Annotated in this window: 15 protein-coding genes; 6 read left to right on the plus strand and 9 right to left on the minus strand. The window is 46.8% G+C overall.

The features are described from left to right. Positions 1-457: 457 nt before the first annotated feature. A complete protein-coding gene (argS, locus tag ACFPRA_RS09945) occupies positions 458-2,125 on the minus strand; it encodes an arginine--tRNA ligase (RefSeq protein ID WP_381433509.1) in 1,668 nt (555 codons plus the stop codon). Then, a complete protein-coding gene (locus ACFPRA_RS09950; RefSeq protein ID WP_381433512.1) occupies positions 2,122-2,565 on the minus strand; it encodes a YwiB family protein in 444 nt (147 codons plus the stop codon). The genes argS and ACFPRA_RS09950 overlap by 4 nt, the downstream gene beginning before the upstream one ends. Positions 2,566-2,778: 213 nt before the next feature. Here ACFPRA_RS09950 and ACFPRA_RS09955 point away from each other — a divergent pair, with 213 nt between their 5' ends. Continuing rightward, a complete protein-coding gene (locus ACFPRA_RS09955) occupies positions 2,779-4,842 on the plus strand; it encodes a transglycosylase domain-containing protein (protein WP_381433515.1) in 2,064 nt (687 codons plus the stop codon). A gap of 705 nt (positions 4,843-5,547) precedes the next feature. Here ACFPRA_RS09955 and ACFPRA_RS09960 read toward each other — a convergent pair. After that, positions 5,548-6,096, minus strand: a complete 549-nt coding sequence (locus ACFPRA_RS09960; protein WP_381433518.1) for a YwhD family protein — start codon at positions 6,094-6,096, stop codon at positions 5,548-5,550. A gap of 67 nt (positions 6,097-6,163) precedes the next feature. Between ACFPRA_RS09960 and ACFPRA_RS09965 the strand changes: the two genes are divergently transcribed. Next, positions 6,164-6,349, plus strand: coding sequence for a 2-hydroxymuconate tautomerase (locus ACFPRA_RS09965; RefSeq protein WP_239392321.1), 186 nt, complete (start codon positions 6,164-6,166; stop codon positions 6,347-6,349). Between the two features lie 52 nt (positions 6,350-6,401). On the opposite strand, the gene ACFPRA_RS09970 is transcribed toward ACFPRA_RS09965, so the two are convergent. Together ACFPRA_RS09970 and ACFPRA_RS09975 are read right to left on the minus strand one after the other, a co-directional pair. After that, positions 6,402-6,908, minus strand: coding sequence for a YwgA family protein (locus ACFPRA_RS09970; RefSeq protein WP_381433522.1), 507 nt, complete (start codon positions 6,906-6,908; stop codon positions 6,402-6,404). A gap of 16 nt (positions 6,909-6,924) precedes the next feature. Then, positions 6,925-8,223, minus strand: coding sequence for an HD domain-containing protein (locus ACFPRA_RS09975; protein WP_381433525.1), 1,299 nt, complete (start codon positions 8,221-8,223; stop codon positions 6,925-6,927). A 197-nt stretch (positions 8,224-8,420) separates the two neighbouring features. On the opposite strand from ACFPRA_RS09975, the gene ACFPRA_RS09980 reads away from it, so the two are divergent. Beyond that, a complete protein-coding gene (locus tag ACFPRA_RS09980) occupies positions 8,421-9,056 on the plus strand; it encodes an RsfA family transcriptional regulator (RefSeq protein WP_381433528.1) in 636 nt (211 codons plus the stop codon). A 390-nt stretch (positions 9,057-9,446) separates the two neighbouring features. On the opposite strand, the gene lipL is transcribed toward ACFPRA_RS09980, so the two are convergent. Both lipL and pta read right to left on the minus strand, forming a co-directional pair. Next, complete coding sequence (lipL, locus tag ACFPRA_RS09985; protein ID WP_381433530.1) at positions 9,447-10,286, minus strand: octanoyl-[GcvH]:protein N-octanoyltransferase; 840 nt, start codon at positions 10,284-10,286, stop codon at positions 9,447-9,449. A 15-nt stretch (positions 10,287-10,301) separates the two neighbouring features. After that, entirely contained in the window at positions 10,302-11,273 is a 972-nt protein-coding gene (gene pta / locus ACFPRA_RS09990) for a phosphate acetyltransferase (RefSeq protein WP_381433533.1), read from the minus strand. Positions 11,274-11,449: 176 nt separating this feature from the next. Here pta and hemQ point away from each other — a divergent pair, with 176 nt between their 5' ends. The 3 genes from hemQ (at position 11,450) to gerQ (ending at position 13,431) form a co-directional block, all read left to right on the plus strand. After that, positions 11,450-12,199: a hydrogen peroxide-dependent heme synthase gene (gene hemQ / locus ACFPRA_RS09995; protein WP_381433535.1), complete on the plus strand. Its 750-nt coding sequence runs from the start codon at positions 11,450-11,452 to the stop codon at positions 12,197-12,199. Between the two features lie 440 nt (positions 12,200-12,639). After that, entirely contained in the window at positions 12,640-13,059 is a 420-nt protein-coding gene (locus ACFPRA_RS10000; RefSeq protein ID WP_381434859.1) for a cell wall hydrolase, read from the plus strand. Between the two features lie 24 nt (positions 13,060-13,083). Continuing rightward, the gene (gene gerQ, locus ACFPRA_RS10005) at positions 13,084-13,431 is read left to right on the plus strand and encodes a spore coat protein GerQ (protein WP_381433538.1); all 348 of its coding nucleotides are present in this window, start codon (positions 13,084-13,086) and stop codon (positions 13,429-13,431) included. Positions 13,432-13,481: 50 nt separating this feature from the next. Here gerQ and ACFPRA_RS10010 read toward each other — a convergent pair whose 3' ends face one another. Together ACFPRA_RS10010 and ACFPRA_RS10015 are read right to left on the minus strand one after the other, a co-directional pair. Continuing rightward, the gene (locus ACFPRA_RS10010) at positions 13,482-13,862 is read right to left on the minus strand and encodes a DUF423 domain-containing protein (protein ID WP_381433541.1); all 381 of its coding nucleotides are present in this window, start codon (positions 13,860-13,862) and stop codon (positions 13,482-13,484) included. 142 nt (positions 13,863-14,004) lie between these two features. Then, positions 14,005-14,268 carry a YwdI family protein gene (locus ACFPRA_RS10015; RefSeq protein ID WP_381433544.1) on the minus strand — a complete coding sequence of 88 codons (264 nt, stop codon included), beginning with the start codon at positions 14,266-14,268 and terminating at the stop codon, positions 14,005-14,007. Between the last annotated feature and the right edge of the window lie 85 nt (positions 14,269-14,353).

A 14,353-nucleotide genomic window follows, 5' to 3' on the forward strand; every position in this document is an offset into this window, starting at 1 on the left:
CCTTCCCCTTTCTAAGAAAAAACCGCCACACAACTAACTGTGCAGCGGCCGGAGTGCAGGCCAAGCCATTTATGACTTTGCATACACTCTTTTTTATGAAGTAATTCGTCATTAGGCATTTCCTCAGCCTGATTGAAAACGCTTGTCATGTGGAAGGCAGGCTAAGAGCGCGACGCCTGCATGACTTGCATCCTGCGAGCCCGTGCGAAGTCGAGCGAAGACGCGAATCGAACTAGAGTTCATGAGCGGACGAGCGATTAAGGAAGGCATCCTAAGGGCGCCGCGTCCTGAAAGAAGGTGCCTTAATTTCTGCAAAGAGCACAGAAATTAAGGCAAATCGAACCCTCTGCTGTTCGATTGGCAACGGATGCATGACCTACTTCCTGTGGGCCTCAACAACGGATGCGAGCGTTTGTCAACAGGCTGAGCGCCACACAACTGTGCAGCGGCTACATCCTTACATTCTTTCAGGCGCGGAAACGCCAATCAATTTCAACGCGTTTGCAATCGTCGTCCGCGTTGCTGTAATGAGCGCAAGTCGCGCTTCAGACAGTTCACGGTTGTCCGGATCCAATACTTTTTCCGCATTGTAGAAACTATGGAATGCTGCGGCAAGTTCTTGGATATACGTTGCCACACGGTGCGGTGTACGCATTCTTGCTGCATCACTAATGACTTTCGGGAAGTCGCCAATTTTCTTCAGCAATTCTAGCTCTTTTTCCGCTTGCAATAAAGAGACGTTTTCCACGGATGCGGACAATCCTGTTTCTCCGGCTTGACGTAAAATCGAGGAAATCCGTGCATGCGCATATTGAGCGTAGTACACCGGGTTTTCATTCGATTGGGAAATGGCTAGGTCAAGGTCAAAATCCATTTGCGAGTCGCCCGAACGCATCGCAAAGAAATAGCGGACAGCATCTAGACCGACATCTTCTACAAGTTCACGCAATGTAACGGCTTTCCCAGTCCGTTTACTCATTTTGAATTTCTCGCCATCTTTATATAACTGCACCATTTGCGCCACGCTGACTTCCAGCGTATCCCGGTCGTAACCGAGCGCTTCAATGGCTGCTTTCATACGCGGAATATAGCCATGGTGGTCCGCACCCCAAATATTGATAAGCTTATCGAAACCACGGTTCAATTTGTCCTCATGATAGGCGATGTCCGGTGTCAAATACGTATAAGTCCCGTCGTTTTTAATGAGCACGCGGTCTTTGTCGTCCCCGAATGTCGTAGAGCGGAACCAAGTTGCACCGTCTTCTTCGTATACATGGCCGTTTGCACGTAATTTTTCCAGCGCGACATCGATTTTACCATTCCCATAAAGAGAGGTTTCTGAAAACCAGCTATCGAACATGACCCGGAAATCGGCCAAGTCTTTTTTCAATTTCTCCAATTCGAAATCAAGTCCATATTGACGGAAAAATGTATAGCGCTCTTCTTCCGGAACATTGACATATTGATCGCCATATTGTTCTGCCAATTGCTTACCGATTTCAATGATATCCGGGCCTTGGTAACCGTCTTCCGGCATTTCCACATCCATACCGAGCGCTTGGAAATAGCGAGCTTCTACGGATTTCGCTAAGTTATGCACTTGATTACCTGCGTCGTTGATATAGTATTCACGTTCAACCGCATAGCCTGCAAAATCAAGGACATTGGACAATGAATCGCCGAGGGATGCCCCACGCGCATGGCCCAGATGCAAATCGCCGGTTGGATTGGCCGACACGAATTCCACTTGAACCTTTTCGCCATCTCCTGAATTGGAACGACCGTAATTTTCGCCTTGTTCAAGCACCGTTTTGACGATTTCCCCTAAATAATCCTTTTTCAAGCGGATGTTCATGAAACCTGGTCCTGCAATTTCAACAGATTCGATGGCTGTCGAGGACGTGTCCAATTTCTCCAAAATCGCTTCCGCAATTGCACGCGGCGGCTTTTTCGCCAATTTTGTCAATTGCATCGCGATGTTCGTAGCATAGTCGCCATTGTCTTTGTTTTTCGGTGTTTCCAGCATGACATCCGGAAGTGCTGCCTCTTCTACAAGTCCTGTTTCGATCACCGCTTGGCGCAATGCTGATTTCACTTCGTGTTGAATTTGTTCTACCGCGTTCATTGTGTTCCCTCCATATATGTAATCGTTAGTTCATATGTACCGAGCAATGCGCCTTCCCCGTGCAATTCGTATTGCACATCAAAACGTCCTCCGGTATCGTCTGCATTCTTAGAAATTTCTAGCCCGTTTGTTTTGACAAGCAAATCAAATGTCGCGGGCCCACTTCCATACGTCCCCATCCGCTCTTCGTTAATCGCAAAAGGCAATCGCATGGACACGGCACCACCACGGAGAATAAGCGATTCTTCCTCTCCAAATTTGATGGTCGTTGACACTCGACTTCCATCTTGTTTCTCTTCATATCTCAAATAGGTTATCCCTTTTTTATCGATCAGTTCTCCTGTCAAGTGCATCTCATGTGTTTCCTTGTCCTGTCCAGGATGCTGAATTGACGAATGGAGCCGGATTGCGACAGTGCGTACACGATCCTGCAAGTCCATACGTTCACCGCCTTTTCAATTGTCTACAGATTAGACGCTCGTTGTTCTTATGCGTCCTGTACTTTTGTCCTGAATATCATTTTATTATATCCTTTTTCCCGCTTACATTTCAATCTATCCAATGTTAGATGTTTTTAGCAGATTGTCGTTTAATCTCGTCTCAGGCGTCGCATACTGGTTGTGATGTATAAGAAACGGACAGGACGGGATGGTATGCGACGTATAGAATATGTGAAGAAGAAAAAGATGCGATCGACGTTACGACGGTTGATGCTGTTAACGGTGACGATGCTGACCGCTGCACTGACCTTATTCCTCGCGCTACGACTGTATGCACAAATTGCTGGTGCACCTTCTTTAAGTGTGCCGAAAGCGTCCGTCTTCCTCGATAAAAATAGCAACCAAATCGGCGATCGATTTTCGGCCGAGCGCAGGTATTGGGTCGATCTCGATGATATGTCCCCTTTTCTAATCGATGCAGCCGTAGCAGTTGAGGATAAGAATTTTTATAAACATAACGGATTTGATTATCGCCGGATAGCCGGCGCCCTTTTGAGAGACGCCAAAGCTGGAAGAAAAGTAGAAGGTGCCAGCACGATCACGCAACAATACGCCAAAAACTTATATTTGACGTTCGAAAAGACGTGGACACGTAAAATCCAAGAAGCGCTCTACGCTTATCGGATGGAAATATTTTATGACAAGGATGTCATTTTGGAAGGCTATTTGAATACGGTCTACTTCGGCCATGGCATGTATGGTGTGGAAGCGGCAAGCAAGTTTTATTTTGGCAAGCCTGCTAAAGATTTGACATTGGAAGAGTCCGCGGCCATCATCGCCATTACGAAAGGGCCATCCATTTATTCACCGATCGAAAACCCCGAAAGATCGCGTGAACGTCAATTGCTTGTGCTTTCCTTGATGGAAGATCAGGGGTATATTACAGCGCGGCAAGAAGAACGTGCAGCCAATGAACAACTTGCGTTGAAAACGCGTGAATGGGTCGATGCCAAGCGGGTCGCTCCCTATTTTTTAGATGAAGTGTGGCGCGAAGCAGAAAAGATTCTCGCTTCAAAAGGACGGCATCCGGCTGAAGGCGGCTGGACCATACGGACAACATTAGATCAGCATCACCAACAAACCGCTGAAGAGATGGTAGACAAATGGATGCCGGACAGCGAGTTGCAAGTCGGTTTCATGTCCATTGAACCCGGAACAGGCGCGATCACCTCATTGGTCGGCGGAGTCGATTACACCGAGAGCCCCTTCAACCGGGTAACGCAAGCAAATCGGCAACCCGGTTCGGCGATGAAGCCCATTCTATATGCCGCGGCATTGGAAGACGGATTCAACCCACTCACCTTCATGTCGACTGAAAAAACCATTTTCACCTATGATGATGGCCGCTCCACTTATGAACCGAATAACGTCAATGGAAAATTTGCTGGACAACCCATTTCCCTTGCGCAAGCCATTGCCATTTCCGATAATATTTTCGCGGTCAAAACATTGGAGGAAATCGGTTATAAGAAGTTTAGCAAAATGGCGGATCGACTCGGCGTTCACACTGATTTCCCGGAATCCCCTGCTATTGCACTTGGCACATCCGAGGTGACCCTCTTCGATATGACTAACGCTTATAATCGGATCGCTTCCGGCGGAGTAGATATTCAACCGACGACCATTTTATCAATTACAGATGCCGAGGGGAAAACAGTATACGAACATCCGAAACAAAGTAAAAAACATATTCTTTCAGAACAAGACGCTTTCGTGCTCACCCATTTGATGACCGGCATGTTCGACCCCGTCTTCAATGATTATACGTATGCGACAGGGCTGTCCATGCGCCAAAAGCAAACACGACCTTACGCAGCAAAATCCGGAACAACGATTTCAGATCAATATCTCATCGGCTATACACCGTCACTGACAGCTGGCATCTGGACCGGATTCGACGTCGGCCAGCAATTGACCGACTCTCAAGACAAAGCCGCTTCCAAAAAAATATGGATCGATTTCATGGAAAAAGTGCATAGTGGCAAACCAGCCGAACCCTTCATCCCACCGGATGGCGTCAGCAGCGTCATCGTCGACGTCGAAACAGGCGGCATCGCAGTTAATGAATGCGAGAGACAAAGACTAGTCTATGTAAAAGAAAAAGATATGCCACAAAAACTATGCACAGATAAAACATTGCGCGAACAACGCTACTCTTCGGATGAAGAAGGCGAAAATAAAAAGTTCGAACTGTTTCCATTTTCGTTTTTTGAATGAGTGAATTGAGCGTTTGCGGTGAAGGTTTGAGCGCGGTTGGCTTTGCTTTGAGCGCCCACGGTGACGTTTGAGCGCTTCCTTTGAAGTTTGAGCGCGGATGACAATACTTTGAGCGCTCCCTTTGGAGTTTGGGCGCGGATGGCAATACTTTGAGCGCCACTGCTGGAGTTTAAGCGCTCCCACGGAAGTTTGAGCGCGACAGGCTACACTCTGAGCACACACGTTGAAAATTGAGCGCAACGGGCACTGGATTGAGCGACCCCTTTTAAAGTTTGGGCGATACGGGTACTTGAATGCCTAGAGTCCCTCTAGTTACAAAGTTTTTTTCATTCCTCAAACATCAAAAAAGCTTTCCTTTCCTGAGCAACTTCAGGAAAGGAAAGCTTTTTTACCGGGCAAGGCGTCCTGTCGAATAATGTATCATGCTTGGGTTTGTTTGATACGGCTCCGATAGGAAACGCACAATTCCGGTTGTCCTAGCCTCCAATTGCAAGCTATGGTTTCAGTGTACTTCCTTTCTAAGTGACATTCAACCTCGGATGCCGAAGTATGCGATATTTGTCACAAATTGTTCATAAAGTGAAACTTCAATCAGTGGGGGGGTTCCCCATCCCCACTGATTGTTAGTTGAACCAATGGGGCTTTTACGGGCAGTTGATCTCCCACCTATCCTTATCGCTTTACTTTAGCCTTGAGGTGGGAGTCTTACTGCCCGTTAAAGCGGGATAAATCTGAAGATTCCAGTCCAAGGTCGGTGAATAACTTCGGTTCACTGCGCTGCCACATTTCTTGATTATGGCCTGCTAAGAATTCAGCTAGAATACGTTTAGATTTATCATCCATATGATCAACGATAATTTGACGTTTCATCGATTTGTCCATGCGATTGACGTGGTCGGCAAGTATTTTGTAACCGCGGCGCTTTTCACGATTGACGACCATTTCGCATGCTGTGACACCCGCGTAATAAGGGCCTTCCTCTTTAAAATCAATCGTGACCCAGACGAGCCAGTACGGCTTGCCACCTTCCGAATCCTCCCGGTTCGCGGTGAACTTGATGCCACGCTCTGTGTCACTACGGGCATGCATCGCTCCGATTTCAATGCGCGCAATCCCTTCTTCGACGTCGATGATGACGGGAGATACATTTTCAAGTGACAATGACCCAATCCCAAATCCGCCATGCCCGTCTGTTGGATCATCTTTTATAATCGTGAAGCCCAATTTTTGTTTTGGTTTTTGCTCATTTGCCATTCGCTTACCCCTCCAAGTCTGATATTATCTATACTATACCGGATTTTTGCGGAAAGGGGGAAATGGAATGCCATTTGTAACTGTGAAGATGGTCGAAGGTCGGACAGAGGAACAAAAACGTGCCTTGTGCGAAAAAGTAACGGATGTCGTTGCGGAAACGACAGGTGCACCGATTGAAGCGATTCATGTCATTATCGAAGAAATGTCAAAAAGTAATTATGCACATGCTGGAAAACGTAAAAGCGACCTATAAGATTTCGCGAAAAAAGCTGACTTGGAATGAATTCTTCCAGGTCAGCTTTTTTTCAATGGATCGCATAGTTTTGTAACTCTTCAATAAAATCGAATGCCGCAGTCATTTCTTCTTCGGTGAAGTTCAGTTTATTTTTCACAATATGGACCTTGGCAATTTGTTCGTCCTTTTCAAGATGATCGAAGTAAAGCAGTGTCGATACCAGTTCAAGAAAACGGGAGCTTTTCCCGTTCATCAAATCAATGCATGTCCCAAGCGTTTCGGGAGGCGTGTGGGCCGTTTCAAGAAAACGGCTCCCTTCGGTCGTTACATTATATTTGTATTGGACATACGACCCCTTGTCCATGCACTCTTCCGCAAGAAAGCCCATCTCGCATAATTCTTCGATTCGCAGTGTCAATTCTTCGGAATATGGGCCGTACATATGGAGCTCATATTTTTCCGCAAATGGGAAATTCATTTTTTTAGCGATATAAATCATTTTCTGCATCTTTTTCCGACCGGTCACTTCCTGTGCCCTGGCTACAAATTGCACAATTTTGGCATGCTCCTGCAACAAGAGAGCCACCCCTTTCTCAGCCTTTCAATAACTTTAAAATCCTTCCGTATAACGGGTTTGTCTCTTTCCCCGCTTCCAATAAATCTTCTGGAAAATATAATTTATGGTCGGTTCGTCGCTTTCCAGAAACGGCATCGACGATATCCGAAGACCGCGACAACTCACTCAACTCGCCATTTGGCATTTGCAAATAGATCGGCAATCGCTCATTCTCTTCGCCCGGTCGATAGAAGTCATAAGGTAAATCCGAGGAAGAATCGGCCAACAAATAATATGCTGGATCGATACCTGCCTTTTTGAATAGCTGCTCAAGTTCACCGATTTTACGGTATTCCGTCGCGGGATCAAATTCCGCATATTGGAACAGCTTCCGATTGATGAAACGGTAACAAAGATCCGATAATATCGGATCGTCTTCCTTCATCCAAATTTGAAAATAAGTGAGCAAAATGCTTTCATCCAAAGCGACATATTCTTCAAGCGCAAATGTCCGATCAAAAAACGAGCGAAAATGACCAGGCTCCTGTTTAAAGATATACCCGCTTTCATATAAATGTTTCGCACGATGTAAAATTTTCGTCAAAATCACTTCTGCGCTGCGCGAAACGGGATGGAAATACACTTGCCAATACATTTGGTAACGGCTCATGATGTAATCTTCCACCGCATGCATCCCGCTATATTTGATAACCGCCTGCTCCTCCGCAGGCCGCATGACCCGTAAAATCCGTTCCATATCAAAATGACCGTAAGATACACCCGTGAAATAAGCGTCGCGCTGCAAATAATCCATCCGATCCGCATCAATCTGACTCGATATCAAACTGACAACGAGTTTATCCGGATACGTTTTCCCGATGACATCGGCCACTTTTTGTGGAAAGTCATCCGCCACACGGGTTAGCACAGCATTCACTTCTGTATCCCCTAGTAAAATGGCTTGCGTAAACTTTTCATGATCCAGATCGAACACCTTTTCAAATGCATGCGAAAAAGGACCGTGCCCAAGGTCATGTAAAAGTGCTGCGCACAGCGTAACAAGCCGCTCTTCCTGATTCCATTCCGGTCTACCATCAAACCCATCATCCACAATCCTTCTGACGATTTCATAGACGCCTAGCGAATGATGGAAACGGCTATGTTCCGCGCCGTGAAAGACCAAATACGTCGTCCCAAGCTGCTTGATCCGGCGAAGGCGCTGAAACTCCCTCGTCCCAATGACGTCCCAGATGACCTTGTCCCGCACATGGATATAGCGGTGCACCGGATCTTTGAACACTTTTTCTTCGGACAGTTTTTCATCTTTATACGCCATTGTGCACCTCCAATCAAATACAATTCAAAGTCAACTCATTCTCTCAAGTATAATCAAAAAACCGTAGCGTCGAAAGGTGAAAATGATACATTCCAAAAAAAAGAGATAGAATGCTGTTTCCATATGAATAAAGAAACGCAAACCTGTCCAAACTGACCGTAGAAAGAAACTATGAACATATGGCAGGAGGCACGGAAATGGTGAAAGTTAGACAGGATGCTTGGATTGAAGAAAATGACACTCTATTGGCAGAGACGGTGTTGCGGCATGTCCGCGAAGGAAGTACACAGCTGAGCGCGTTCGAAGAAGTCGGTGATTTGCTCAACCGAACAGCAGCCGCTTGCGGATTCAGATGGAATGCCGTCGTCCGACGCGACTATGAAAAAGAGCTGGCGGAAGCAAAAAAAGAGCGCAAGCAGGCAATGCGCGTTCTCGGCAAAGATTTCAAACGCCGCGGACAGCAGCTATACACACCTTCACAAGGTGGAGAAGAGGACCAGAAGACCCCTGTTCCCCTATCGGCATTGTCGCTAGATACGGTGATCGCTTATCTCGTTCGTCTGCATCATACAGGCGCTGGCGATTCGGAATCTCTTCGTTGGAGACAAACCGCTAAAATAGCAAATGAAAAAAATGAGAGTCTTGAAAAAGAGATTGAAAAGCTCAAGCAAGAAAACAAAACATTGCGCGCCGATTATGAACAATTCGTTCAAATCATGAACCGCGCTCGTCGTCTCGTTACACTGGATGACGACGCCGATCGCAGTGCACCCATTTTCAAAATGGAACAAAACGGAAACCTTGTTTCTAAAGAACCACCGCTGAATCATTGATCAGCGGTTTTTTTCAATTGAAGACCGATTGCACTATTTTATCTTCATTCAGCAAACGTTTTTGTACTGAAAGCGAAGCGTCAGCTACAGAAGACCCCCCACCTCTATAGGTGGCGAGTGTTTGCAGTTTTGTTTACCTATTTAGCGGGTGTTCAAACGCCCGCTGTACGAATAATGGAAGGCAACCTAAGATCGCCGCGTCCTGAAGGAAAGTGCCTTAATTTCTGCAAAGAACACAGAAATACGGCAAATCGAACCCGTCGCTGTTCGATTGGCAACGGTTGCATGACCTACATCCTGTAGGCCCGCGGATGTCACAGATTTTGAAAGGAATTAATTGAGCTTTGCTCAATTCAAAATCTGGACGCAATTACGCCGAGGCGTAATTGATTAACGTGTAAGCATTTTTTTATTTCGTTCGAGGACGCGTGTTAAATAGAATGTATAAAGTTCCAATTCTTCTGTATCTAAACCGCTCATCACAATGTTTTCGGCCAACTGGCGCAATAGCATTTGGATTCGGATGTTGACTTCTCCTACGGTGAGTGGCATCGCCAATAGTTCGGAGAGGGAAGCCATGACTTCCGGTTTGATGGATGGGTAAGTGAATTTCGTTTCTTCCCCTTGCAAACCGACATCGTAAAAATCCCGGATGATTTCGGCACGCTCTGCCCCGCTTCCTTCAACACATAAATAAATTTGAACAGCGATGCCTTGCCGCAAACGGCGCTGGGAAATGCCCGCAAATTTACGGCCGTCGATGCTCAAATCATAGGTGCCGGGACAATAGGAGCCGACGATTTCATAAGCTTCGATCCGATCGCCCACTTCTGGAAAAAGCATGCGGATAAAGGCGAGCATCACTTCGTAACCAGTCGATATATCGATCGCCGAGTCCTGTTCCGAAAGGACAATCGATAGATTCAGCACCCCTTCATCCAACACAACCGCCAAGCCGCCTGAGTTGCGTACGATGACGTTGTAGCCTGCGTTTTCCAACACCGGAATGGCGTCTCCGATATGCGGTAACCGATGATCTTGGATGCCGAGGACCACTGTTGGAGAATGAATCCACGTGCGAATGGTCGGCATGCTCATCTGTTGCCCAACAAGATGACAGAGCGTGTCATCCATCGCAAACGATTCCAACGCAGAGCGTGCGCGTGAAGTCATCGATTCATCCACGAAACGCCACTCGGGGATGGTCAAAAATGATTCATAATATGACATATCAACGTCTCCTACTCATAGGCTTTGCGCAGCCGTGATTAAGGCGAGCTTGTACACATCGTCTGCGGAGCAGCCGCGTGACAAATCGTTCACTGGCGCGTTCAGGCCTTGCAAGATCGGACCAATCGCCTCATATCCCCCGAGGCGCTCCGTCAACTTATAGCCGATATTCCCCGCTTCCAGCGATGGGAAAACGAAAACATTCGCATCTCCTTGGATGACAGAATCTGGCGCTTTTTTCGCCGCGATAGCCGGTACATACGCTGCATCAAACTGGAACTCTCCATCCAATGTCAATTCCGGCGCAAGCGATCGAGCGATTTCTGCCGCTTTCGACACTTTTTCAGTCTCTTCCGTCACTGCGGATCCTTGCGTTGAAAAGCTCAGCATCGCTACACGCGGTTCGATGCCAAATGATTTAGCCGTTTTGGCGCTTTCAACTGCGATTTCCGCCAGCTCCTGGGAAGTCGGTGCAACGGTGATGGCACAATCCGCAAAGACGAGACGCTCCTCCTCTTTCATCATGATGAACGCACCACTCGTCCGCGAAACGCCCGGCTTCGTCTTAATGATTTGAAGCGCAGGCCGCACCGTATCTGCCGTCGAATGAACCGCACCACTGACCAGGCCATCCGCCCGTCCTGTAAAAATAAGCATCGTGCCAAAATAATTGACATCTGTCAGTTGCTCACGCGCTTGTTCCCCTGTCACTTTTCCTTTACGGCGTTCGACAAACTTTTCAACAAGTTCTTCGAAATAAGAAACGCCGGCAGGATCGATCACTTCAATCCCCGTGCTATCAATCCCGGCCTCGGCCGCTACTTGCTTCACTTCGGTTTCATTCCCTAAAAGAATCGGCTTCACAAGCGCCTCTTGATGCAGCCGTGACGCCGCTTGCAGAACACGGACATCCATTCCTTCCGGAAGCACGATCGTCTTGTCACGACCACTCAATTTCTCTTTTATACTTGTGAATAAATCTGTCATTTTATGTCCGCCTTCCCGAATGATTTCTTTTTCTAGCATACACGATTTTCCGATCTGATAACAGTAGGAGACTTCATGGCAAATTCGTGACAACGGGCTTATTAGAGGCGTTCTTTCCGCGAACTATGCTACACTGGGTGTAGAAATAAATTCATTGTGAAAGGATATGAATTCATTTGAACGAAGCAGCACAAACACTCGATGGTTGGTATGTTTTACATGATTTACGGTCGATGGACTGGGCATCATGGAAATTAGTGTCAAAAGAAGAACGCCAAGCAGCCGTAGATGAATTTTTGGCCTATCTTGAAAAACTTCAAAAAGCGGACGATGAAAAAACAGGCGCACACGCTTTCTATACAATCGTTGGACAAAAAGCAGACTTCATGCTGATGACATTACGTCCGACAATGGACGAACTGCAAGAACTGGAAACCGAATTCAACAAACTCGCTATTGCGGACTTTACGATTCCGGCATATTCTTATGTTTCGGTCGTTGAATTGTCGAACTATCTAGCAGGTCAATCGGATGAAGATCCATACCAAAACGCGCATGTCCGTGCACGTCTGTATCCGGAACTGCAACGCAGCCAGTATATCTGTTTCTATCCGATGGACAAAAAGCGTGATGGCGAAGACAACTGGTACATGCTTGATATGGACAAGCGGAAAGAACTGATGCGTAGTCACGGCCTGATCGGTCGCAGCTATGCAGGTAAAGTGAAACAGATCATTTCAGGTTCTGTCGGCTTTGACGACTACGAATGGGGCGTCACATTGTTCTCAGATGACGTTCTTCAATTCAAAAAACTTGTCTACGAAATGCGTTTTGACGAAGTGAGTGCACGCTACGGCGAATTCGGTTCATTCTTTGTTGGGACGATTTTGGATGGCGATAAAAAAGAAACCTTCTTCCAAATCTAACTTAATTCAGCTATAACCAAACGGTAAATTGGCCTCGGCCAGCTTACCGTTTTTTTATCTTCATTCAGCAAATGATCTCATCTCATTATGTGGCGAGATGAATCTAGTTTTGTTTCTTGTTTAGTGAATGTTCAAACGCCCGCTGAACGAAGAATGGAAGGCAATCTAAGTTCGCCGCGTCCTGAAAGAAAGTGCCTTAATTTCTGCAAAGGACGCAGAAATACGGCAAATCGAACCCTTCGTTGTTCGATTGGCAACGGTTGCATGACCTACATCCTGTAGGCCCGCGGATGTCACAGATTTTGAAAGGAGTTAAAGAAGGCAGTCTAAGTTCGCGTCGTCCTAAAAGGAGTGTGCCTTAATTTCGCCGAGGCGAAATTAATCTTTCAGGTCATGATGGATGACCAAGCTGCATATGGTGAATGCAAGGGGGTTGTGCCGTGGCAGTGATTAAGTACACGGATGCTGAATTGGATCTGCTTGCACGCCTGATGCGCGCCGAAGCGGAGGGGGATGGAAATTTAGGTATGCTGTTAGTCGGCAATGTCGGGGTGAATCGTGTACGCGCGGACTGTCTCGATTTCGGCGATATCCGAACGTTGCAACAGATGGTTTTCCAACGTCCAGGAGGCTTTGAAGCGACAACCAAAAGCTACTTTTACCAACGTGCCCGTGAGCATGATCGAAACTTAGCAAGACGCGTCATCAACGGCGAACGCTTCACCCCTGGAGAACGTTCCTTATGGTTTTTCATGCCTGCGGGAGATTGTCCTGCCCAATGGTATAACCAATGGAACACAGGTAGATTCAAGTCGCACTGCTTCTATTCTCCAACGACGCAAGACTGCCCCATGATCTAAATTTAACTTGGAAAGGATGAAGAAATGGTCCAATATTATTGGAATCCTACCTATCAAAATCAACATGTCGCACCGCCACAAGTGACAATTCCGAGCGGGAGGCCTCCTGGCATACCTGGCCGGGAAGAATCATACATCGAGAATATTTTACGTTTAAACAGAGGACTTCCTGGCACTTTCCACTTTTCATTCGAGCATGCGTTGGATAGTGGTAAAAATACAAAAACGGTTAGAGGTATGGTAGAAGCTGCAGGCCGTGACCATGTCATTTTAAGTGATGAAGCAACGGGACACCGTTTCCTTTTCCCGATGATCTATTTCGATTATGCCGAGTTCGATCAAGAAGTGAGATACTTCCCACAACAGCCGTGAATAAAAAAATCTTCCGTCTGCCTGATCTGGCATGCGGAAGATTTTTGCATTCATTGTGTATATTTGACAGCTGCCACGATGAGCATAATCCATCCAACGATGAACGCAACGCCGCCGATCGGTGTGATGGCACCAAGAACCCCGATGCCGGACAGACTTAAAATATAAAGACTACCCGAGAAAAAGATAATTCCGGCAAGCAACAAGTATCCTGCCCAACTGAGTTGCGTCGTCGCGCCAAGCAGCGATGAGCTCATCAGAATCCCGATGGCGATCAATCCAAGCGCATGGAACATTTGATACTGAACTGCGGTTTCCCAAATGGCTAAATAGCGTTCGGATAGTCTTTCTTTGAGTGCGTGCGCACCGAATGCTCCCAATGCAACGGCAATCGCTGCGTTTACAGCTCCTGCAATAATGAAAAATGGCATGATTTCTCCTACTTTCTTGTGATTTTAAGAATATCGGCGTTCCCACCGGCAATATCAGCGCTCCGGGTCACTATATCAGCGCTCCCACATCATTTATCAGCGCTTTAGCCAGCTTTATCAGCGAACAAAGACTTTCCACCTATCAAAAATCAAAAATCGAACCGCCATTTGCATCTTCTTCCACGAGCGGCTTGCTTTCCAGTGAAGAAATGGATTGAGCAGTTTGACTGGTTGGTAGCATTCTCGGGACAATCTTCTCTTCCCGCCTCACTTCCCCGCCAAGCGCGACTTCGCAAAGTGATCGGATAGCAGATAACGCTTCGCGCATTGATTGCTCATCGCCCGATCGTTTCGCTACATGCAATTGCCGCTCCATTTCTTCCATAATCCGGTTATAAGGAATCATCGTCTTTCCTCCCTTTTCTTCTGTTCGAATTTCAAACAGTCCATGCCAGAAGATCGTTTGACGACCATAGACGGCATTTCCCTCG

The organism is Sporosarcina soli, from assembly GCF_042655805.1.
Lineage (GTDB): Bacteria > Bacillota > Bacilli > Bacillales_A > Planococcaceae > Sporosarcina > Sporosarcina soli.